This window comes from Cellulophaga sp. L1A9, assembly GCF_009797025.1.
Lineage (GTDB): Bacteria > Bacteroidota > Bacteroidia > Flavobacteriales > Flavobacteriaceae > Cellulophaga.
Window position 1 is genome coordinate 263,571 of sequence record NZ_CP047027.1, and the last position, 23,907, is coordinate 287,477.

The 23,907-nt window shown below is 33.7% G+C and carries 20 protein-coding genes; 17 read left to right on the forward strand and 3 right to left on the reverse strand.

All coding sequences use genetic code 11. From position 1 onward, the window contains the following. The first annotated feature begins 18 nt into the window (after window positions 1-18). A protein-coding gene (locus GQR94_RS01195) for an IS3 family transposase (RefSeq protein ID WP_370458250.1) occupies window positions 19-1,247 on the forward strand; the annotation gives its coding sequence in 2 pieces (ribosomal slippage) (window positions 19-373 and window positions 373-1,247; 1,230 coding nt in all). Window positions 1,248-1,305: 58 nt separating this feature from the next. On the opposite strand, the gene GQR94_RS01200 is transcribed toward GQR94_RS01195, so the two are convergent. Continuing rightward, window positions 1,306-1,857: a hypothetical protein gene (locus GQR94_RS01200; RefSeq protein WP_158973622.1), complete on the reverse strand. Its 552-nt coding sequence runs from the start codon at window positions 1,855-1,857 to the stop codon at window positions 1,306-1,308. Between the two features lie 278 nt (window positions 1,858-2,135). On the opposite strand from GQR94_RS01200, the gene GQR94_RS01205 reads away from it, so the two are divergent. Together GQR94_RS01205 and GQR94_RS01210 are read left to right on the forward strand one after the other, a co-directional pair. Continuing rightward, window positions 2,136-2,783: a DUF2459 domain-containing protein gene (locus GQR94_RS01205; protein WP_158973623.1), complete on the forward strand. Its 648-nt coding sequence runs from the start codon at window positions 2,136-2,138 to the stop codon at window positions 2,781-2,783. 231 nt (window positions 2,784-3,014) lie between these two features. Then, window positions 3,015-3,461, forward strand: a complete 447-nt coding sequence (locus tag GQR94_RS01210) for an ASCH domain-containing protein (protein ID WP_233268589.1) — start codon at window positions 3,015-3,017, stop codon at window positions 3,459-3,461. A 428-nt stretch (window positions 3,462-3,889) separates the two neighbouring features. On the opposite strand, the gene GQR94_RS01215 is transcribed toward GQR94_RS01210, so the two are convergent. After that, window positions 3,890-4,729, reverse strand: a complete 840-nt coding sequence (locus GQR94_RS01215) for an oxidoreductase (RefSeq protein ID WP_158973625.1) — start codon at window positions 4,727-4,729, stop codon at window positions 3,890-3,892. 402 nt (window positions 4,730-5,131) lie between these two features. After that, window positions 5,132-8,359, reverse strand: a complete 3,228-nt coding sequence (locus tag GQR94_RS01220; protein WP_158973626.1) for a two-component regulator propeller domain-containing protein — start codon at window positions 8,357-8,359, stop codon at window positions 5,132-5,134. A 703-nt stretch (window positions 8,360-9,062) separates the two neighbouring features. Between GQR94_RS01220 and GQR94_RS01225 the strand changes: the two genes are divergently transcribed. The 14 genes from GQR94_RS01225 to GQR94_RS01290 all read left to right on the forward strand — a co-directional run bounded on the left by GQR94_RS01225 (window position 9,063) and on the right by GQR94_RS01290 (window position 23,906). Then, a complete protein-coding gene (locus GQR94_RS01225) occupies window positions 9,063-9,671 on the forward strand; it encodes a hypothetical protein (protein WP_233268592.1) in 609 nt (202 codons plus the stop codon). A gap of 110 nt (window positions 9,672-9,781) precedes the next feature. Beyond that, window positions 9,782-10,462, forward strand: a complete 681-nt coding sequence (locus GQR94_RS01230; RefSeq protein WP_158973628.1) for a hypothetical protein — start codon at window positions 9,782-9,784, stop codon at window positions 10,460-10,462. Window positions 10,463-10,627: 165 nt separating this feature from the next. Next, on the forward strand, window positions 10,628-11,053 hold the full coding sequence (locus tag GQR94_RS01235; protein ID WP_158973629.1) for a hypothetical protein: 426 nt from the start codon (window positions 10,628-10,630) through the stop codon (window positions 11,051-11,053). Between the two features lie 413 nt (window positions 11,054-11,466). Next, window positions 11,467-12,342, forward strand: a complete 876-nt coding sequence (locus tag GQR94_RS01240; protein WP_158973630.1) for an AraC family transcriptional regulator — start codon at window positions 11,467-11,469, stop codon at window positions 12,340-12,342. Between the two features lie 106 nt (window positions 12,343-12,448). Next, complete coding sequence (locus GQR94_RS01245; RefSeq protein WP_158973631.1) at window positions 12,449-13,162, forward strand: pirin family protein; 714 nt, start codon at window positions 12,449-12,451, stop codon at window positions 13,160-13,162. A 1,042-nt stretch (window positions 13,163-14,204) separates the two neighbouring features. Continuing rightward, window positions 14,205-15,800: a hypothetical protein gene (locus tag GQR94_RS01250; RefSeq protein WP_158973632.1), complete on the forward strand. Its 1,596-nt coding sequence runs from the start codon at window positions 14,205-14,207 to the stop codon at window positions 15,798-15,800. Window positions 15,801-16,087: 287 nt separating this feature from the next. Continuing rightward, window positions 16,088-17,560, forward strand: coding sequence for a potassium/proton antiporter (locus tag GQR94_RS01255; RefSeq protein ID WP_158973633.1), 1,473 nt, complete (start codon window positions 16,088-16,090; stop codon window positions 17,558-17,560). 120 nt (window positions 17,561-17,680) lie between these two features. After that, window positions 17,681-18,250, forward strand: coding sequence for a hypothetical protein (locus GQR94_RS01260; RefSeq protein ID WP_158973634.1), 570 nt, complete (start codon window positions 17,681-17,683; stop codon window positions 18,248-18,250). A gap of 100 nt (window positions 18,251-18,350) precedes the next feature. Beyond that, window positions 18,351-18,905 carry an alpha/beta hydrolase gene (locus GQR94_RS01265; RefSeq protein WP_158973635.1) on the forward strand — a complete coding sequence of 185 codons (555 nt, stop codon included), beginning with the start codon at window positions 18,351-18,353 and terminating at the stop codon, window positions 18,903-18,905. A gap of 153 nt (window positions 18,906-19,058) precedes the next feature. After that, window positions 19,059-20,123: a YHYH protein gene (locus GQR94_RS01270; RefSeq protein ID WP_233268595.1), complete on the forward strand. Its 1,065-nt coding sequence runs from the start codon at window positions 19,059-19,061 to the stop codon at window positions 20,121-20,123. A gap of 40 nt (window positions 20,124-20,163) precedes the next feature. Next, window positions 20,164-20,757, forward strand: coding sequence for a hypothetical protein (locus tag GQR94_RS01275; RefSeq protein ID WP_158973636.1), 594 nt, complete (start codon window positions 20,164-20,166; stop codon window positions 20,755-20,757). Between the two features lie 393 nt (window positions 20,758-21,150). Next, the gene (locus tag GQR94_RS01280; protein ID WP_158973637.1) at window positions 21,151-21,711 is read left to right on the forward strand and encodes a hypothetical protein; all 561 of its coding nucleotides are present in this window, start codon (window positions 21,151-21,153) and stop codon (window positions 21,709-21,711) included. Beyond that, the gene (locus GQR94_RS01285; RefSeq protein ID WP_158973638.1) at window positions 21,708-22,175 is read left to right on the forward strand and encodes a hypothetical protein; all 468 of its coding nucleotides are present in this window, start codon (window positions 21,708-21,710) and stop codon (window positions 22,173-22,175) included. The genes GQR94_RS01280 and GQR94_RS01285 overlap by 4 nt, the downstream gene beginning before the upstream one ends. A 939-nt stretch (window positions 22,176-23,114) precedes the next feature. Continuing rightward, window positions 23,115-23,906, forward strand: coding sequence for a hypothetical protein (locus GQR94_RS01290; RefSeq protein ID WP_158973639.1), 792 nt, complete (start codon window positions 23,115-23,117; stop codon window positions 23,904-23,906). The last annotated feature ends 1 nt before the right edge of the window (window position 23,907 follow it).

Sequence of the window (23,907 nt, forward strand, 5' to 3'; positions counted from 1 at the left end):
CATAAAATCGACTTATTCATGAAACGTACAATTATTACAGTAAACAAGCGTACCCAGCGCGATTATAATCTGGGCTTTAAATTAAGTGTTGTCCATCAGGTTGAAAAAGGCGAGATGACTTATAAGCAGGCGCAGAAGGCTTATGGTATTCAAGGTAGAAGTACTGTTTTGGTTTGGCTGAGAAAACATGGTACATTAGATTGGAGCAAACCTATACGCCGTCAAATGCCAAAATCAAAAGAAACACCTGCACAGAAAATCAAACGCTTGGAGAGAGAGCTTTCCGATGAAAAATTGAGGAATAAAATTCTCAACACTATGATCGACATCTCTGATAAACAGTATGGTACTGCTATTAGAAAAAAGCATTTGCCCATTCAATCCAGCGCATCCGACAAGAACAACGATTAAGTTTATCTCGTTGTTGTCGATTGTTTGGGATAAGTAGACAAGCTGTCTACCAAGCAGAAAAACGTATCATAAAAAGAGATCAAGAGTTAGTAAAAGTAAAGAACTTGGTCGAAGGTCTTCGTAAGGATATGCCCAGGCTCGGTACACGAAAGTTGTATTATTTGTTAAAGGATGAATTCGCAAAGCACAAATTAAAAATAGGAAGAGATGCCCTGTTTGGATATTTACGCTCAGAATCAATGCTTATAAAGCCAAGGAAGAATTACACCAAGACAACAAACTCTAACCATTGGCTTAGAAAACATCCTAATCTGATGAAAGAAATCAAAGTTTCTAGACCAGAGGAATACTTCGTCAGTGATATTACATACATTAAAAGTAGGGAGCGTACACATTATCTATCCTTGGTGACCGATGCCTATAGTAGAAAAATAATGGGGTATCATCTTAGTGACGATATGAGTGCCGAGAATGTGGTAAAGGCAGTAAAAATGGCGAACAACAATAGATTAACGAACAAAGATATAATTCATCATTCCGATAGAGGATTGCAGTATTGCTCGGCCATATACCAAAAAGAACTACAGCTAAGTAATATGACCGCATCAATGACAGATGGGTATGATTGCTACCAAAATGCATTGGCAGAACGAATGAACGGCATATTGAAAGGGGAATTCTTAATCTATAAATGTAACAGTGGCAAAGAGTTGAAAAAGCTCGTAGCAGAATCAATAAGAACGTATAATAACAAAAGACCACACTTGAGTCTAAAATATAAAACACCTAACTTTATACACAACAAAAAACCAGAGAAGCTAGCTTCTCTGGTTTAATATTAATTATTTAAAAACTGTCAACCTATTTTAGGACGACTCAAATTTAATACGGAATCTATTTCATAACTTTTACGTCAATTGAAATTCTTTGAGCATTAAGCATATTTATTTTAAATGCACCAATCTTACCTTCGGCAGTTTCAAAAAGAACCACTTCTCTATACGTTATAGATTGTGCTTCATTATCATCCGAAACTGTCAAATCTTTTAGTAAGGTATCATCTTCCATAGCATCAAATTCGGCTACAGTCATAGCAACATTGCTCACTTGTATTTTAGTAGACTTTGCCCCTTCAATCTCGCTAAGAACATCATCAGCATCTGGGCTATTAAAAGCAATAAATGCTTGATTGGTTGCAGATACTATATCAATATCCGCAATATTATCTGCGCTAATCTCAGCATAAGCATACGTTTCGCCAGTTGCTGTAGAAAATGCAATTCCATAATCTTCGGTATCAGAATCATCTAGTTTTAATTCAATTCCCGCATAAGATAAAATCTCGTTATTTTCTTCCACTACAGGCTCATCGTTATCTTCTGAATCTGAACAAGATGTAAATCCGATAAATAATACTAATAATGGTAATGCTAAAAATTTTCTCATTGTTAAGTTTTTATAATTATAGACTTAAAACGATAGAAATATATTCTTATTATAATCTATACAATTATATTTTATTATAAATTTATACTATTATACTTATAAAATTTGATACGTTTATAAAGGCTTTAATCAACTATTTAGAAGAATAAATGAGTATCACTAAAAGTCTAAAAAATATAGCTTATTTTAGACCTAATTAGTAGTAACTATGGTTTTGGCGCCTATGGAATGTGCTAAAACTAGGTCTATTTTAAATAAGTAAATAGGTATTCTATTCTATGAAAATTTTAAAAAAAACATTGAAGTGGTTCTTGTATTTTCTACTCATTCCAATAAGCTACCTCCTTGTTTCCTTACTATTTGCTTCTATAACGATAGACAGAAAAGCAGCTATTAGTAGTGAAGAAAAATCTATCTACTTAAGTACAAACGGTGTTCATCTAGATATCGTGATTCCCAAAGAAAATTTAGATCTACTACTCTTGAAAGATTTGAAGTATACAGATACTGATCACTATTTATCTTTTGGTTGGGGTGATGAAAATTTTTATGTGAACACTCCTACTTGGGGAGATTTAACCTTTTCCAATGCCTTTAGAGCCTTATTTTTAAAAAGTTCAACCTTACTTCATGTAACACGTTATAGCGCAGTACGGACGGAATGGGTTGAAGTAAAAGTTAGCGCCTCCGAATTACAAAAACTAAATACCTATATACACCGAACTTTTACGAGAACTACCAATGGTTCAAATATTCTATTGAAAAATGAAGGCTATTCTTCCTTAGATGATTTTTACAAATCTAACGGAAGCTATTCTTGTTTTAACACCTGTAATAGTTGGGTAAATGTTGGCTTTAAAGAAAGTGGTATAAAATCTTGTTTATGGACTCCCTTTGATTTTGGCTTATTAAATAAACATCAATAATCACAGGTTTCAAGTGATGCACCAGAAGTAAAAAAATCTATGTTTTAAACGCGATTAAAAAACACACTACAATACGTATCATAAGATAATACCTTATTTTTAGCGTATAAGTACATTTTAACCTATATCCTTTATACCATGAGACTCACTAGTATCTTCTTATTTTTAACGTTGATATGCTGCAAAAGCGAAACAAAAAATCATCAGGATACAGAGAACTCTGTTGAAAGTATGTGGACTAGTTTCAAAAAAGCACATCCTGAGGTTCAAGGAGAACAACCAGAATCCTATTTTTTTCATGATAATAAAGAAGATGCAGACCGGTTGGCTAAGCTCATTTTAGATGGAAAAAAGAAGGCAGGTTCTGGACTCTATTTGTGGTATGAAGAAGCTAAGGCCCCATTGCCTGAGGTAGGAACAAAAATTATTATCACAAATTTTGAAGGCATTCCTCAGGCCATCATCGAAACTACAAAAGTAGATACAATTCCTTTTAATAAAGTTTCTTCAAGCTACGCTCAGATGGATATGGGAACAGAAATTGATGCCCTAAATAAATGGAAGAAAGCCCACTGGGATTTCTTTGCAAATGCTATGGAAGAAAGCGGAGAACTACCTACCGAAACGATGCTAATTGTATGCGAGCGTTTTGAAACTATTTGGCCTGAGAAAAAATAAAACACTAATCAGACCTCTTACAATCAACACAGACCATACAGGAAATCCACCATAGAAGTTGCAAAAATAGCACATCATACACGCTATAACTATACCCATATCAACACACTAAAAAACCTATAGATTCAATCTTACAATCCTTCAATTAAAAACTAATTTCAAAGCATTTCGAATTTTTAATTCAGCAAATAATTGAATAATTTTGAAGCTCGTATTAGGACATTTTTTTAGATAAAATACCTCCTTTTTTTAAAAGAAAACTTAAAGTAGAAACTCCTACTCTACTTTTTACGCATTTAGAGTAAATCTCTCGTACACGTGCCGACAGTAAGGTAGGCCGTTCTTTAAATATACGCTATTGCTTAAGGAAATAAAAAAAACCGCCATTGAGGCGGTTTTTTAGTAGTTATAAAAAAGGTTAAAATAACCTATTCGAAATCACAATCTTTACCTAAGTTTTCAAACTTAGCTAATTCATCAATTAATCCATTATTTACTTTTCCGAAAACTTCATAAGCAATTTTACCTAAAGGTAAATGCACTGGAGCTTCTTCTAATTGTGCTAATTTATAAATAGCTGCTGCCGCTTTTTCTGGATTTCCTGGTTGGTTTCCATTTAAGGCTTGTAAACCTCTTATGCGTTCTCCTACAGTACTTTCGTAATCTTCTATTTTTGTATTATCATAAGCTGCTGAACTTCCTGCCCATTCTGTTCTAAATGGTCCAGGCTCAACGTTCGTTACTTTAATGTTTAATGGCTTTAGTTCTGCTGCTAAAGCTTCACCAATACCTTCTAAAGCAAATTTAGAACCATTGTAAATTCCTAAACCTTGAGAACCTATACGTCCTGCAATTGAAGTAATATTTATAATATGACCAGAACGCTGCTTACGCATTTGTGGCAATACTTCTCTAATTGTAGTTAAAACACCAAAAACGTTTACTTCAAATTGTCTTCTAACTTCTTCATCAGAAATTTCTTCGACACTTCCCATAATACCATATCCAGCATTATTAACAACTACATCAATTTTTCCGAATTTATCAAAAATAGTTTTAACACCATCAACAATCATTTGTGTAGAAGCAACATCTAAAAGTACACCAAAAGAATTCCCTGGGCTTTCATTGTTAAACGCCTCTACTTGGGCTTGTTTTCTAAAAGTACCTACCACAATTTGTCCTTGTGCTAATACCTCTTTAGCTAACTGTTTACCTAATCCTGATGATACACCAGTAATAAACCATACTTTTTTTTCTGTATTCATTTTTATTTTGTTGATATCTTGTAAAAGAAATTGAAATATATTTTTTACAAAATTACTAAAAGTTTTATTGTTATTAAGCTTATTAGCCTCTTATGAAGGTTTTAAATCTATTTAAAAGGGTAAGTTAAAGTCCTTTTGTTCTTTTTTTAAATTGAAACCTCTCTTAATTCTGAATAATTTTATTCCTCTTTCCAATATTCTTATTAAAATTTACGCAAATTTTTATTTAGTTTATATTTTAAAAAATAGAATCCCAACCAGATAACTTACGATATAAAAGACAATTCATCCGCAGTATAATACCAAAGAAAGTATTTATGCCAATGAAGTTCTAAAAAAAATGATTGATGAACAGCTATATTTCAAGTTACTCCAATAGCTGCCCTTAAAAATGAATGGTAGCTATTTCGCTTTTTGCGCTGCAATTTCAGCTTTCGGTAAAATTAGCTTAAAAGTGGTGCCTTTTCCTTTGCCTTCTGAGGTAGCTGTTATGGTTCCGCCATGTGAAATTGCAATTTGTTTTACCATATAAAGCCCTAGGCCAGTTCCTTTTACATTCACGTGAAAACGCTCAAAGGGTGTAAATAATTTTTTTAAAGCTCGCTCATCCATACCCAATCCATTATCACGTATTAAAAAGCTATTTGTATCGCCATTCACCTCGTATGTAATCGTGATTATTGGGGTTGGTTGGTCTCCCATATATTTCACTGCATTATCTAAGAAATTGCCAAAAATTTGGATGATTCTATTGCGATCGCCAAAAATTTCGGGTAGGTTTTCGGCAATATTGAGTTCTATATTCTCCATACTAAGTTTCCCCTTAATAAGATCTCTTGATAAATTCAATATTTCGTTCGTTTTCAATAACTCATTTTTATTCTCAATTTTACCCAGCCTTGCAATTTCTGTAATGTCCTCAATTAATTCATTCATATTATTACAGGAAACATCTATCAATCCTAGATACTCTTCTATATTCGGAAATTCTTCCATCACAAGTTCCAATGGTATGAGGCCAGCAATTCCTTTTATATTGTTTAATGGGCTTTTTAAATCATGGGAAACCGCAAACGTAAAGCGTTGAATTTCTTCATTTTTCAATTCCAAATCTTTTGCAGCTTCTACACTTTTGTTTTTTTGATATAATAATTCTTTAGTACGCTCCGCTACTTTCAACTCTAGCCTCCGTTGGTTTTTTTTAATAGTTCTTAATTTAATGTAATGGGCGATATAGAATAAAAAGAAAATTAGTGCTACAAATAATGACCGGAACCACCATGTTTCCCAGTAGGGAGGCGTTATGGTAATATGAAGATCTAATTCATTATTAACCCAAACTCCATCAGAATTCGTCGATTTAATTCTTAGCGTATATTCTCCAGGATTTAAGTTCGTATACGTTGCACTAGGGTTGTTCCCCACATAGTTCCAGTCTTTTTCAAAACCGTCTAAATAAAAAGCATAATTGACACTTTCTGGGTGCCGAAAGGTAAGGGCTTTGAAATCAATGTTAATTACAGATTGATCATAGTTAAAGGTGAGAGAATCTACTTGACTAATATCCTTTTTTAAAACGCCAAAATCATCATTGGGTAAAACAGGCTTATTGAATATTTTAAGCCCTGAAATAAACAAAGTAAGTTTATCTTTCCGTTTTTTAACGGCATCCGCAGTAAATATATTGAAACCGTTTATACCACCAAACACATACTCTCCTCTACTTGTTGTCAACGTTGAACTTGCTATAAATTCCTTAGACTGCAAACCATCGCCAACATCAAAATCAATTGTTTTTCCAGTACTCGTATTATACCTAATAATACCGTCTTCTGTACTTAACCATAGTTGTTTATTACCATCCGTTATAATTCCTTTAATGGCTTCATTTTTAAGTCCATCTAAGGCTGTGACCGCTTCAAAAGTATCGCTTTCAGGTAAATATTTGTTAAGTCCCCCTTGAGTACCTACCCAAATGGTATTTTCGTTATCTTGGATAATGGAATTGATGAAATCATTGCTTAATGACTTTTTACTGTGATAATGAACACTTTTCCAGGCACCATCATTTTTAGTCAACTTAAACAAACCTGAATTTAGTGTGCCAATCCAAATTTGTTCTTTGTTATCTTCAAATATTTGATACATCGAATTAATTTCGCTCCCATCCAATTCGGAAGTAAGACTAATATTTTCATGAGTATTTGTTTCTGGGTTAAATATTTGCACCCCTGCAAAATAATTAATTACCCAGATAAGGCCTTTTTTATCCTTATAAAGGTCTACTATGATATTTGATTTTAAAAATGAATTCTGAATATTCAATTCTTTAAACTCCTTAGTTTCCGTATTGAAAATAGTAATACCATTGGCCCATGTACCCACCCATAGTTCATCCTTTTTTGTTTGCAGTAATGAAAGGACCACGTCACTACCAAAGGTGTTCTCTTTTAGTGAAAAATGTGTAAATATATCTGAAGTCCTATCCCAATAATTTAAACCCCCACCATCAGTAGCAATCCATAAATTACCTTTGGCATCTTCGCTAAAAGAATTGACAAATTTATTACTCAAAGATTGAGAATTAAAGGGATCTGAGTTAATGTGTTTGAATTTAAAGAATTCCGAATCATAAAAGTTAAGACCACTTTGATATGGAGCTATCCACATCCCACCATTTCTGGTACATAATAGCGACCAAATGGAATTACCCGAAAGAGAATTTGGTTGAGTCACACTGTATTCTATGTGTCGTATCCGTTCTAAAGTCTTTGTATAGATATACAAACCGTTATTCTCCGTACCTATCCACAATTCATCATTGTTATTCTTTGCTAAAGAGCGTATGCTAAAACCAGGACTTATATCCATTTTTTTAACAAGTAGGTCTGAAGTAGCATTAACATTCAATTCAATTAACATTCCGTTACTGGTACCCAACAAAAAATTATTTTCATCTAATTGTAAGACTGTAACAATTTCTGCTGTTTCTTTAATCTCACTAAGGACTTTCATATCCTTCGTAATCACAAATATATTATACGTGGAAACAACCAAAATACGTTCCTCATCAAAGTTTATTACTTTAATAATTTTGTTGACCCTGCGATTTTCAAATTTTAGTGGGTCATAGGGAAGTATAAAATGTTTTAATTCTCCAGTTTCTGGTTGGTAGCTATAAAGGCCGTCCGATTCCGTACCTAACCATAACATTCCCGCTATTTTAGTTACGGATTCAAACCTTTTGCTTTCAATCTTTTTTGCTTCCTCCTTGAACGGATAAGGGGTTACAAGGTTTAAGCTACGATCATAGACACTTAAACCATGGTTAGAACCAATTAATAAGTTTTCATTATCCTCATATAATGAGACGATATATTCATGACTAAGACCTGTAATACCATCTAAACTTTTATTAAATATTTCAAAATCTTTTCCATCATATTTGTTCAAACCATTTCTCGTACCAATCCAGATAAATCCAAAGCTGTCTTCCAAAAGACTAGTTGCCGTACTTTGTGACATCCCTTCTTCAATATGATTAAAAGTAAGGGGCTCAGTATGTTGTGATTGTACCCCGGTGATGGAACTAAAAAGAATGAAAAAGGTGAAAAAATATTTTGGAACCATGCCAGGCCTTTAGAGATATATTTAGTTTTAACGCAATTAACAGTAAGAAATTACTTTCAATTAAATTTAATATAAAATTCCCCCCTTCAATTACTCATGATAAGAAACCATCTTTCTAATAAAAACATAATATTAAATTTAGTCTAGGAAGCAATTGAAAGGAACATATCAAATATAACCTAATGCGCTCATTATTGTGTCTTTGTACCTTTATAACTGTTTAAATTTGGATTTAGGTTCAAAAACTAAAAAGAGGTTGTAAATAAAAATCGCCATAGTATTCTTACCAGAGTAAAATGCTTTAATGAAAAATTCCTCGTTGTTTTCTATATTTATCATGTGAACAAAATTTTGGGCTTTGTTCTGACTACAAAAAGTTTAAGCAAAAGCAACCTTACTAATCGAGCTGTAAAAAAGCTTTTACGATACCCTTAAAGAATAACAAAAAAAATCTTGCTTTCACAATTCTCATATTCTAAACCTGACGCATCATTAAAACAAGAACTCAAAATTGAAAATTCTACTAAAAAAAATACTCCAACTAATCCTTTTTTGTTTTCTAACTGCTGTAACCCAGATCGGTGGAATTATTTATGTATTGAGTGTACTAATTTCTAGGAGCTGGTCTAAAAATCTAAGGTTTAAAACGCTACTAATTTTTATCAGTCTATATCTTTTTTCAACACTTTTAATTGTTCCCTTAATGGCACCAATTTTTGGTCGAGAAAAAGTAAAACATTCGGAGAAAATAAAACCGACAAATTATATGACTGTTTTATTAAATAGGAATTACGTAAGACCCAAGCTAAACAAATTATTAAGTGAGACAGAAAAAAGACTAAACGGAACAAATATTGAAATTCATTATTTAGATGCTAATTTTCCTTTCATTACTAAATTTCCACTACTGCCACATCTGAGCCATAATGACGGAAATAAAATTGATTTAAGTCTGATTTATGAAACCAAAAACGGTATGATTACGAATGAACAAAAATCGGTAAGCGGTTACGGACTTTTTGAAAATCCGAAATCAAATGAATACAATCAAATAGAAAAATGCTTAAAAAATGGATATTTTCAGTATGACTATCCAAAGTATTTGACCTTAGGAAAAATCAATGATGAATTGATTTTCTCAGAAAAAGGAACTAAATCTCTAATAGAAAACGTCTTAAAAAGTCCGCATTTAGGGAAATTATTTATTGAACCACATTTAAAACAAAGAATGAATTTAAGGAATAATAAAATAAGATATCAAGGATGTAGAGCGGTGAGACATGATGATCATATTCACATACAACTGAAATAAAAAAATAATCAATACTATAGTTTGGTGCTAATTTAAAAAAGCTTCCGTATTTTTAGAAGTATGCTAAATCTGTTTGATTTGACATCTAACAATCTGAAAAACAAAAAACCATGAAACATATTATTACAGCACTTGTTTTTACAGGAATGCTAATTTCTTGTAACTCATCAGAAAAATCAAAAAGCGCAAAACAGGAATCGCCAGTATTGGAAACCGGAGTAGAAACAACAACTAAAGATGTCAATACACAACTTAAACCTATTGATACGGATGAAGCCTTACTTGCAACAGCATTAATGGCTGCTCCCGAAGAAAGTAGAGCGGGCTGTAAAGTGATAGGATATAACATGGCTGGCGAATTTGTGACGCTGAGAGAAGGAAATAATCAATATATTGTTCTAGCGGACAACCCCAATCAAGATGGCTTCAACGCCGCATGCTACCACAAAGACCTTGAGCCTTTTATGGCCAGAGGAAGAGCCTTAAGAGCCGAAGGAAAAACAGGGCAGGAAGTTTTTGCTATCCGTGAAGCCGAAATGAAATCTGGACAACTTAAAATAACTCCTGGATCTAGCTTGCACATCCTTTTTGGATCAAAAACAGCTTATGACCCAGAAACTTCTAAGGTTGAAGATGCGCAACTCCGTTATGTAGTATATATGCCATGGGCTACCTCTGAATCTATGGGATTACCAGAAATTCCAATGGCACCAAATCATCCTTGGATTATGAATCCAGGAACACATAGAGCGCACATTATGATTTCACCTTTACCAGAAGATAAAAAATAGCTTAAATAGGGTTCTAAAGGAAAAGGTTGTTCTGAAAGTAACAGAACGCGAAAAATAAGCGTCTAAACATATGCTCTTTTTAATTCATAGGAGAATCGAGCGTATCGTCCTTGCTCCCAAAATGCAGCTTCATACACATAATACACTTATAATTAATCTGTAAAAGTGAGCAATTTTAAATTTATAGTAACCGTATTTAGTTTAGCGCTCCTAGCAAGTTGTGGGGTATCACATACATCCATTTCAAAAAACAAAAAATGGTTGGAAGGAAAATGGACTGGAATTGGATATCAAACCGATTTAACAGAGGCTAGTCAATGGACTATTGTGTTAAACATTGAAAATGGAAATTACAACATCACTTATCCAAGTTTAGATTGTTCAGGAAAATGGAAACTAGCCAAGTACTCCGCAGATCAAGCCACATTTACAGAGCTTATTGAAAATAATACGTCTACATGTATAAAAGAAGGCACCATAATCCTATCCAAAATTGACGAAAACCGAATTTTGTATAGTTATTTTTATAACGATGGAATTAATAATGACGGAAAAAAAGCTGCTGCATTCTCTACATTGGAAAAAGAATAAAAAGCACCTCATCTCACCTAATATAAAAAGATAAGAAAATAGCCTAGTTCTAAATGATTCGCTTTTTGTTTTACACAAAATTTATGTTACTACTACTAATAAAAATTGGCAGACCAATCCACATATATAAATGGTGTTATTAGCGCTATTGAGATAATGGGTGTATACGTAAATTTCCTGTAGCAATAGAATTTCAAGTGAATTTTTTAAGTGGCAAACAGGATATAATCACATAGGAATTACGTCCGAAAGTCTAGCTTATCTTAGTGTTGTTTGGGCTTAAAATTAACAGTTTAAAGATTTAAAAATCAATGACAGTAAATTTGTAAATTTGATAAAAGGCGAATACAAAAAGTAAGGAAGTTTTAAGTCTTTTATGTTCCGCTACAAACCTTTGCCGCTAATTAGAAAGAATGAGTCCCGTTAAAACATATAAAAAAGTAAATTCTGTTGAGGAAAACGTGAGTTTTGCAATTTCCAAAATGGAAGATATTTACACCAAGCGGAACGGAAAAGTAGACGAGCCACACCGGCACAACTACTATACTGTCTTAATAATTAATAAAGCTAAGGGACTTCATAAAATAGATTTCAATTCATATGACCTAGCGGACAAACAAATCTTCTTCGTGGCTCCTGGCCAAGTACATCAAGTTGTAGAAACGGAAAAATCCATTGGTTTTTCTATGACTTTTTCTAATGAATTTTTGACAGAAAACGCTATTCCATTATCATTTATTGCGAGTTTGAATCTTTTTCAAAATTACGGTCAAACACCTCCCTTATTGCCTAGTCCGGAACAGTTTAGCATCATAGAAAACTTTAGCTATCAAATCTTCGCTTTATTTATAAGTGATGCCAGAATGAAAAATTTATCTATAGGTGCTTTTTTAAAACTCTTGTTAATAGCATGCAATAATAGTTGCGCTATGAATCCTTTAGAATCAGATATTGACAGTACTGGAGACAACCTTATTCGAAATTTTAAAGATTTAGTAGATGATAATTACAAGAAAGAACACACTACATCTTATTACGCAACACGCCTTTATATTACACCAGACCATTTAAACCGAACAGTAAAAACCAAAATAGGGAAAACAGCTAAAGAATATATTCAATCAAGACTAATTACCGAAGCCAAAAGATTACTCTATTTTACCAACCTATCCAATAAAGAAATTGGATATGAATTAGGATATAGCGAACCTGCCAATTTTAGTGCTTTTTTTAAAAAACACACTCAATTATCTCCTTTACACTTCAAAAAAAGAGAAAACAAATCCTAATATCGGATTTTCATATGTTTACTCCCATTTTTCATATTTCACAGCCTCCTAAACTGTGTCATCTTTGCATTGTAATTTATACCTAATCAGTTAAAAACTAAATACAATGAATACAATAATTCATAAAGCAGAAACAAGAGGAAAAGCAAATCACGGTTGGTTAAGTTCAAATCACACCTTTAGTTTTGCAAATTATCACAACCCAGAAAGAATGAACTTTGGTGTACTGCGCGTTTTAAATGACGACCGCGTGCAAGCAGGAATGGGTTTCGGAACACACCCACACGATAATATGGAGATTATTTCTATTCCTTTGGAAGGAGATTTAGAACACAAAGACAGCTTAGGAAATGTTACCGTAATTAAAGAAGGAGATGTACAAATCATGAGTGCAGGAACAGGTGTTACACATTCTGAATACAATAAAAACAAAGACAAGGATGTAAAATTTCTTCAAATATGGATATTCCCTAAAGAGAAAAATCAAGCACCACGATACGATCAAATTTCTATACGAGCTATTGAAAAAGAGAATGAATTTTATCAAGTACTTTCTCCTAATAAAGACGATCAAGGTGTTTGGGTAAATCAAGATGCTTGGTTTCATATTGGAAAATTCACAAAAGAAGAATCGGACACCTATACCATTAAAAAGGAAGGCAATGGTGTCTATGCTTTTATTCTTGAAGGAGCTGTAGAAATTAATAACCAAAAATTATCTAAAAGAGATGGTATGGGCATTTGGGATACGGAAACGATACACGTAAAAGCAACGGAAAATGCACGTGTCCTTTTAATGGAAGTACCCATGACCAGATAAGCATAGTTAAAGGAATACTACAATTGATAGCACTGAAGAATACAAGAAAGAAATAATCTAGTGATACTCTAGAAATAAAAAAAGGGTATCATAGGAATTTGTATACCGGAGTATTAAACGTGTACACTCTAAAGAAAAAGCTGTGGATAAAACTAAAAAAACGCTTCAATTAAGGCATTAATGCTTTAGAGTACAGCTAGTCCTTTGGGCGCCCTAAATTATAGTACAAAAATAAATTATAAGATGAACACAAATAGAATGGAAGCCTTTAGTGAGGCCGCATTAAGTACCGTATTGAAACTAAAGGCTCCAGAAAAACCTATTCTTGAGTCTTTACTTAAGAGGAACTTATAAAAGAGAATGTTTAAGGACACCTATTATAACTTCTAAGTAAAAACAGCATTCATAAATAAAATTTAATTCAAAGCGTTATTCCTATTTAGTTGAATTCCAACTGTATACAATAACTATTTTAATTGCGGTATTTTCTTACAAAAACAACTGATTAACAGTACTTTAGCTTAACCAATTACGCTACTTTTTTATTTCTCTCCAAAAAAAGAAGCCCCTATTTCTGTTACTAATTTTAAAGCAAACAACAACATTTATCACTTACACGATCAAAAGTATTCTCTTAACAACAATTAAAGTGTTACTTCCGTATAATCTTCTAGTTTAGGTCTACTTTAAAAAAATAATTAAAGTATTTATAACTACGAATTCAAATCTCTAAAACATAACATAGATTGAGGTACACTGCATCATTAATTTTAGTTCTAATTATTCCAATTACCTCATTTATTCTTTTATTCGGACCTGTTGATTCTCATGATACCGTCGTTTTTGAAAAAGAAAAAAAAATCAGTCAACAAACGTCAATGCGGACAAACCTTTTGCGGAAATAGACACTGATGGTGATGGTCTTACTGATGATATTGACGAAGACGATGATAATGATGGTATTCCAGATCTTAATGAAGATGGTTGTGAGGTTAGTACTGCATTTGGTTCTCCTCCTTCTAGTTTAACATCTACGAATTATGTGACGTCCATATATACAAACTACAGTGGTTTCTGGACTTCATCTGTCGGATCCCTCAATACAACCCCTTACGACAATACATCTGAACTTTTAGCATTTACAGTGGGCAGCGAAACATATGCTACAGGTGTTGGATCAAGCGTTATGATAGACGGTAATAGTAATGGATTCTATGATAGTATGGACACTGATGGGAATGGCATAGGAGATGTCGCTGTTGACGAGACCTCTTGGACTGCGTTAAGACCTGTGACAAAAATTAAATCTGGAATACGTTTAGAAGGAAGGGCACTGGATGGAAATACGGGAAGTGCTGTAGCGCCACAACTTACATCAGGCGGAATTCCGTTTAACCCATATCTCTATGAAGGAGAAAGAGGGCTTGATATGGGCTATGCTATTGCCAACATTGACAATATTTGGTACTTTAGTCTAGGAGGAACAAATACTACTGCCTATGGCGATGGCGAAATGGATATTTTAGTAACACAGGGGGCACAATTGGGAGGTGGTTTAAACTATAACAGGCTACATTTACTCGATGAAGACGGAAATTATCTGGGCAATGGTGTTGAAGTTAATTGGAATAATACTCCCATAGTAGGAAATTCAAATGTGGATCAATACAACGTAAACGATTCCGCAAGTGGTAGGAATCAAAAAAAGAACATTAGACTTGCTGCTGTTGAACTATCTGAGTTTGGGCTTACGCCTGCAGAAAGAACTAAAGCGGTAATATTTCGTCTTGAAATTTCTGCCAACGCAGATCCTATATTTTTTGTAGTAAACGATAAAAGTTTTTATACCGGCTGTACTCCACAAGATACAGATGGAGACGGTATAGTGAACAGCTTAGATTTAGATAGTGATAATGATGGTATCTATGATGCTATTGAAGCCGGCCACGGAGAATCACTGGTAGCGGGCAGATTAACAGGGCCCGTTGGCACTGATGGTATTGTTGATATTGTACAAGCCGTAGGGCAATATGATAATGGAACTATAAATTACGAAATTAAGGATTCCAATAATGATAATATACTTGATTATTTGTCTTCTGACAGTGATGGCGATGGATGTAATGATGCTGTGGAAGCAGGATTCTTAGATGGAGATAGTGATGGCTATTTAGGAACTTCACCAATCACGACCAATTCGTGGGGTGTGGTTACTGGGCAAGGTGGGTATACCAATCCAAAAGATGGAGATAATAATACAGTATCCGATTATCAAGAATTTAGTTCAGCACCTAATATTTCAGTAGCCCCTCAGGATACTATTATTTTTGATGGTCATTCTGGCAACATATTTGTAACAGCATCCAACACGACCCAGTATCAATGGCAAATAAGTACTGATTTAGGGGTGACTTTTTCAGATATAGTAGATGCCACCAACTATTCAGGAATGGACACTGCAACTTTAACTATTCGTGATATCAATTTAGACTTTGACGGACTCCTATTCCGAGTTCAACTATCCAATGAAGGGTATGTCTGTTCGCCTTACACAACGTCTGAAGTTGCATTATTAAATATTAGAGTAAAAACAGTGATTACAAACAAGAGAATAACACATAGAGTTACAAAAGAATAAAGACACCCCATAGCTACCTAATTTTAGCTGAAAATAAAACGAAAACCAAGCATATTCAAACGCGCAATGCCCTTGGCGCTTTCACCGTAGCCTTAATCGCCAAGGGGTAAAAAGTAAAAAACACACTTAAGCGCTAAAACCTGAGCTTCAATACAGACCACCTCCAAGACAGCATGAAATATTTTCACAAAAAATAAGAAGATCAAAGAAAAACAACCGTAAATTCTTGCTTACTTTTTAGACGAGTAGCGGTACCTTTGTAAGGAGGTATTTAAAAGAAAAAAAGAATGAATTTAACGATTGAAAACATACTATTAATTGGTTCTTTATTACTTCTTGTAAGTATATTTGCGGGTAAAACTTCTTATAAATTTGGAGTTCCTACTTTATTGCTCTTTTTAGCAATTGGAATGTTAGCAGGTTCTGATGGCATTGGAGGTATCCGGTTTAATGATCCACAGCTTGCACAATTCATTGGTATAGTATCCTTAAATTTTATCTTATTTTCTGGTGGATTAGATACCAACTGGACTGCAGTTAAGCCCATTCTTCGAGAAGGAATTTTATTATCTACATTAGGTGTTTTATTGACCGCAGTCTCCCTAGGTACTTTTGTATATTATGTTACTGACTTTACTATTTATGAAAGTTTATTATTGGGCTCTATTGTATCTTCAACAGATGCAGCAGCTGTATTTTCAATCCTAAGGTCAAAAAGTCTTGCTCTAAAAACAAACTTAAGACCTACATTAGAGTTAGAAAGTGGAAGTAACGACCCAATGGCATATGTGCTCACCATAGCATTTTTAACGTTGGTCATCAACCAAGACCAAAGTTTTGCTTCTATTGTCCCCTTGTTTTTTCAACAAATGATTTTAGGAGGCATCGCCGGTATCGCTTTCGGAATCTCTAGTAAATTTATCATCAACAAAATAAAACTGGACTTTGAAGGGCTCTATCCTGTTTTAGTCATTGCGTTAATGTTTACTACATTTTCTGCAACCAATTTTATAGGAGGGAATGGATTTCTTGCCATTTATATTTGTGCTGTCTATTTAGGAAATCAAAACCTTATACATAAAAAAACCATTCTAAAAATGTTCGATGGCTTGGCATGGCTCATGCAAATTGTGCTATTCCTTACTTTAGGTTTACTTGTCTTTCCTTCTCAAATTATACCATATATGGGTATAGGATTATTAATTTCAGTATTCCTAATTCTTGTGGCCCGACCAATAGGCGTATTTATCAGCCTTATGTTTTTTAAAATGAAACTTAAAAGGAGGTTTTATATTTCTTGGGTTGGCTTGCGTGGTGCCGTTCCAATTGTATTTGCTACTTACCCCCTTTTGGCGGGAATTGACAAAGCTAACATGATCTTTAATATTGTATTTTTCATTTCTGTTACCTCCATATTAATTCAAGGAACAACACTGTCCTTAGTGGCAAAATGGTTAAATGTTGGATTGCCAGAAACCCAGAAAAAATCAACCACAAGTGATTTGCTATTGGCAGAGAACCCTAAGGCTGAGATGAAAGAATTCTTAATAACCCCTGACTGCGCAGCAGTAGATAAGAAAATTGTACAGTTAGGTTTTCCTAAAAATGCGATAATCGCAATGATTAAAAGAGATGTAAGCTATATTATTCCTAATGGTCTAACAAAAATTAAAGTACATGACACACTGATTGTCCTTGCAGACAATCCTAAAGTTTTTGATGAAGTATACAAAACACTAGAAATACAGAAAGCATCATAAGATACTCATTAGACTTCATATCCTTGAGGTCCACGCTTTTTTAAGAAGCAAAGACTAAAAAAAAGGTATTAGCACCTATATTAAGAGTACCCTTTGAAAAGCTATTAATTTTCCAAAAAAATGAATAGATTTAAGAAAATTATAAAATACTTAAGCCTTTTAATCCTGTTATTAATACTCTCTCGGGGAGTGCTATTTAGAACTTTAGTTAAGTATTCAGAAGTTGACCGAAGGAAAAATAGTGTGTTGACTGACAAAAATCTGATTGCGGAAATTAATTATCAAACAGAAGGAAAAGTATTAAATATTGAAGAAATAATTGCGTTGAGCAATGAAATAACGAGTGACACCTTAGCATTTTCACTGAATAAGGTTTCCAGCAATGCAAATTCCGTTTATACCTCCAAAAAAGCCAATTGTATTGGATATTCTTCATTGTTTAACTCCGTAGGGAATTATATCCTAGCAGAGCAGAAGTTGACAGATAGTTATGAATTTATTCATTTAGTTGGAGCATTGAATGTTTTGGGGTTTAATATTCACAACTTGTTTGATAATCCGTTTTTTAAAGACCATGATTACAACGAAATAAAATACAAAAAAATGAACACAAAGCTTTTTGTAGACCCAAGTTTATGGGATTATTTAAGAATTGAATATGTGTCGTCACAAAAAAATAGCTTAGAATAGCTATAAAAATTAACTGTTCAATCCCCCACCGTAAATTGATACATTGGAACATCGCCTACCAGGTACATGATTTATAATAGTATTTAAAAAAATACATCGAATGGAACAAGAAGAAACTAAGTTATTAATTATCCCTGGACTTGGAGGTTCTGGAGCAGATCATTGGCAATCATTTTGGTTACAGAAATTTAATGCTTCAGAAAGGGTAAATCAAGAAAATTGGAAGGAACCAAAACTAAAAGATTGGCTAACGAATTTAAATGAGGCTATCTTAAGACTAGATTGCCCTACTATTCTAGTAGCACATAGTCTTGCCGTATCCTTAGTATTGCATTGGGTAAACACGCATACGAACCCCAATATTAAAGGTGCGCTATTGGTAGCTCCTGCAGATGTAGACGATCCAATGCATACACCTGAAATAGTAAGAGGCTTTGCCCCTATGCCAACATCCAAACTTCCTTTTCCTTCCATTGTTGTCGCTAGTGAAAATGATGATTTTGTAAGCCTAGAACGTGCTAAATATTTTGCAGAACAATGGCATAGTGATTTTAAAAATATTGGTTTAAAAGGTCATATAAATTCCGATTCAAAGTTAGAATTCTGGGAAGAAGGCCAAGTAATTTTAGAACAATTAATAAAAATGACAAAATAGAAAAAAACACCCTTTTTAAATTAGCTATAGCTGCTGTACCAAGCGATTTTAAAAAATATTTTCGGGGCCTCCTTCTGATAAACACCCCTAAACATGGGTTCTTTTAAAAGATTATACTAACTTGTGATAGCCGTATTAAACCACTAAATTATTATGAAAAAAAATCTATATAAAATACTAACATTTTGGATGCTGATTCTAGTGTTTTCTGCTTGTAAAGACAAAGCTTCAAATACAAAAACCATATCAGAAGATAAGGTTACAATACCTGTAAAAAGTGAAAATTTCTTATCGGGAGGGTTAGCAGAGCCTATTTCCATAGAAACCAGAACATTGTCTGATGGCTCTGCGGCGGAATGTTATAAAATAGTGGTCACATCAATCCCTACAGATCATGAAATGGGACCTTGGTGTCCCGATACTATTTCTGATGATGCATCTGCAGGTGGTATTTGGTTAGAAAATGGGAAAGTATATGATGTAGATGGCGCCTTTATTAAAAATTTAGCCACTTTTTATGAAGACGATACTTGGATGTTATACGATAGTGAAACTGGTATCATCACTAAAACAAAAACAAAACAAGAATGTCAGGAAGCTGCTAATCCAAATGTAGGAGCGGAATACCAAAACTATTGTGTAGAATGTTTGCCCTCATATGTTGCCGATGTAAAGCATACATATTATATCCCTGTTACTCCTAAAAAAGCAGCAACTGCTTATGCCTTTTCAAAAGGCCCTCCTGGCGGTGGCCCTCCAGGTGGACCAGGCGGACCAAATGGTGAAGACGGGCACAAAAGACCAGAAGGCAGGCCCGAAGGTCATGGAGATAATTCTACTTTACCCTCAAGTAGAGGTTTGGCCTTTAATGGAGTGGTATTTGATGCTCCGGCTCCTGTAGATAATATTTTAGGCGCTTATACTATTGCACCATTTGACGATGCTGGCGGACATATAAACCTAGCTGCAGGATACCATTACCATGCAGCAACAGGAGTTTCTAAAAAAATAACACAAACAGATAATCATTCTGCTATGATAGGTTATGCCTTTGATGGTTATGGAATCTTTGAAAATGCAGATGTGAACGGAAAAGAGTATGAAGATTTAGATGCTTCTAGAGGTCATTATGACGACACTAGAGGGTATCATTATCATGTAGACAAAGCAGGTAGCAATAACTTCATTGATGGTTTACGAGGGGAATATGCTTTATAAAAAACACCTATTAAAGTTATTTTTTTTCGGTTTGCTGTTGATGAGCAATGTAGTCTTTGCTCATCAACCAGATTTATCTAATATCATTATTTCTAAAACAGCTAATGGGCAAATTATCTTACAAATCAATAGCTCCCTTACCGCCTTTCAACAAGAAGTTAATTACCTCAATGGAGAAGGTGCATACAAATCACCAAAAGAATTTAGAGACTTAGTACTCAAACACTTTAAAACCAGCTTCTATTTTATTGTTAACAAGAAAGACACTTTACAGTTTAAGAATCCCAAGGTTTTTTTAGGTCATGAAACTAAACTAGTTGCAGAAATTATTGGGCTCCCTGATTCAATACAAACCATCCATCTAAAAAATGAATTATTTAAAGACATACACAACAACCAATCTGTTGTTATTTTTTTATTAGATGCATTCCCTAAAGAGAAGTATTTCCTGGACCTTAAAAACAACCACGAAATACACATAGAACTCCAAAATGAACTGTGGAAAAAAGTAGATTTAAAGCAAACTACTTTTAAATCCAACTACATTATGTACACTGCTCTTTTATTAATCATCTGTTTATTATTATTTTTCATAGTTAAAAAAAGAAAAGCAAAAACGACCACTTCATTATAATTTCGATGTTGTTTTATAATTTTGGAAATACACAAATTCGGGATGCTTCAAATCACTAAAAACTCGAAGAAATTAATAGTTGCGTATTAAAAAATTTTAAAGGAAAATTACGAATAAATGCTTCTGTAGTTTTTAAAAAAAACTACACCACACTCTAAATACATAAGTACCAGCGCATTATTAAAAGTAGAACCACCCTGCACTTCTACGCTCCATTTTAGTCTAATTTCAAAGCCTATCAATTTTTAATTTGACCGCAAATTTGTAAATTTGCATGGACAAAAGGGTAAACAAATGCCTCCCTCCTGACCTTTGTTTCTTTTATCACATGTAGACAAAACGTTTACACATAACCGAACGCAATACGATAAAATTAAATACTAAAATTTCGTAATGAAGAAGCACAAAGCCATTCGGTTTTTTATGATCTTGAATGTTCTATGTATTCAAATTATATTTTTAACGATGATTATAAAAGAAAAATACGATTCCAACATTTACGTTGCCATCCTTTCTCTTTTATTGATTACGCTAACGATGTTTGGAAACAAATATTTGGATTTACATCATGATGACTATTCTTATGAAAAAGTAACAGTAGTTGTTTGGGTGCCAATTGGAGCTGTAATCTGCTATATCTTGAATATTAACTTTGGGCTAGGCAGCGTATTATCGGCTAGTATTGTAGGGACTTTAGCGTCTTTTATTCCCAAACTAAAAAAACAATCTATTTATTTAAAAAATTTACCACCGGCAATTTATTGTGGCGCCTTTGTAGGGATGTCTAGTGTACAAATTACACCCTCCATTTATTTTGTGGTCGCAGCAGGAATTTTAGCGGGATTATTTTTCATGATTTCCAAAAACCTATTTCTTGGTGTTGGCGGAAAGCTTGGGACTATAGCTTTTGCTGGCGTTGTTATGGTATCCCTAATTTACTGGCTATCACTATGAACATTTTAATCGTTATTATAACAGGGATATTAGGAACAATACTCACCTTTTACTTCAGTGCACATTTAAAACAAGGACCAGTAAGAGCATCAGCTTTGTTATCACTCATTGTCGCTTTATTTTTTCAATTATTTCCTGAGCTACTCAATCCGTACCTAACTAAAAACATACCTATCGTTTTTATAGGCGCATCATTTATTGGTATGATCTCTTCAGAGGCTAAAGGCAGTTACAGTATATTGGTAATCGCAAGTGTTTTATTCAGTGTTATCTACATTAATAAGAGCCAATTTTTTAATGGCTACGGAGGTGCGTTAGGAGCATCAGCTTTTATAGCCCTATTGACGACTATGGGAATTTCTGTAGTATTTTCTAAAAATAAGAAAATAGCACAGCGCGTTCTTTTAAATAGAAAAAGAGTCCTAAATCGAAAGAAACATAATAAAAAAGCATTGGATAAGTGAGAATAAAAAAACACCATTAGTAATCTTAAATACATTTAGACACGAATATTACTAATGATTCTGGAAACATATCCTTGATTCTAAACAGGTCTTATGATAAGTTGATCGACAAATTATCTAAAAAATTAAACATTGAAATTAGAAAGAGCGTAAGCCTGTAAATTAATTTAAATACAGGTGTCCTATATAAGATTAAGAATATGTTCAATAAAAGTGATCTTGCCGAATTAAAATCTATTGCTGAATAATAACTAAAAAACACTTGTCACTATTCTTTATTGGGCGTTCCCCTATTGGGTCTGGCTTTTCGTTGCAATTCCTCGCGTGTGCCACGCTCCGGGATTTTCACTGCAATCCATAACGCTATGCCTAGGAAGCTATTAAGGTTTAATTTTATAACAATTAAAACGCCATTAGTTTTCTACAGATAGGTGATGCCTTTAAAATAAAACTACACTTTAAACTCATATTGCTACTTGTATTTTTTAGCCAATTTGGCATCAATGCAAACAACAGGACCAAGCGTTCATCTAACAAAGAGACGATAGAAAAAGAAACCACAAGCAATCCATTTTACGGCTGGTTTAAAGGTGTCTTTAGACGCCTTAGGTCCTAATAGAACAATTGTCATTGCCAATTGACATTTATATTAAAGATGGATTAAACCAAGTAGTTACTGACACTAGTAAATTCTTTATGGAGCAAGCCGGCGCAAATGGAATTGGAGGACAGCCATAGTACATCAACGAATTATATCCTATACATGGTGTTTATTGTTCAGAATTAGCTATTTAAAGACAAACCATCTGTTACCTTTGGCTTTGAAGGATACAGCTTTGGTTGCCCTCCCATACCCTTAATAAATAAAACAGCCCCGCGTATTTCTATTTTGTGCGATAATAGCCATTAAATTTGGAATCTTAATTGAGAATTTACAGCATGCGAAGACTACTAATTATTTTTATTTTAACAATCCTATTTTCCAGGGCTTTCGGTCAAAAAACTGAAACCAAAGTACCTAACGCTACTAAGGAGCGCAGAGCTTCTCCTAATCGCATAAGAGCTGCTGAAGGAGATAAAACCAAAGACAGTATACTACGTCATTTTATGCATGAAATAGAAGTCATCATGCAATCTAAAAATATAGCGAACAGCACAATTATAGCATTAAAGAATAAGAGTGACTCCCTTTCTTTCAAGTTTAACAGCTATCAATCAGAAAATAAAAAAGTTAGCCTTTATCATTTTGCAAAAGGTTTCTACCATTTAAATTACATCACGAAACAACAAAATGATATAGCAAATAAGATTATCCTTAGGGACCATAAAATGCATACCTATTTTACAGAGGTACACACGCTTAATGCGGAAGAATTTCTTTTATTAGAAAGACAAGACGATATGTCGTTCTCTTGTAATTATGCTACTGTATATGAGATAAAAGAAGATCTGCTATTCAAAAAAAAAGCCTTTAAACAAGGGACCCAATTAACTGTGTGCTCTTGGACCACTGTGGATACGTCTTACCCAACTTTAGAGGAGAGCACTGTAGTTTTAAAAGGTGGCTTAACACATTATGAGCCTGTAAAAATTGCATATACATTCAAAACAAAAAATATTTCTTATGCCTTCTACCACCAAACCGACGGAAGGTTAACTAAGAGAAAAGCAAAATATAAAAAAGAGAAATTTCGTATAGATGATTATGATGTAAGGAGCCTTTTAGATTAAA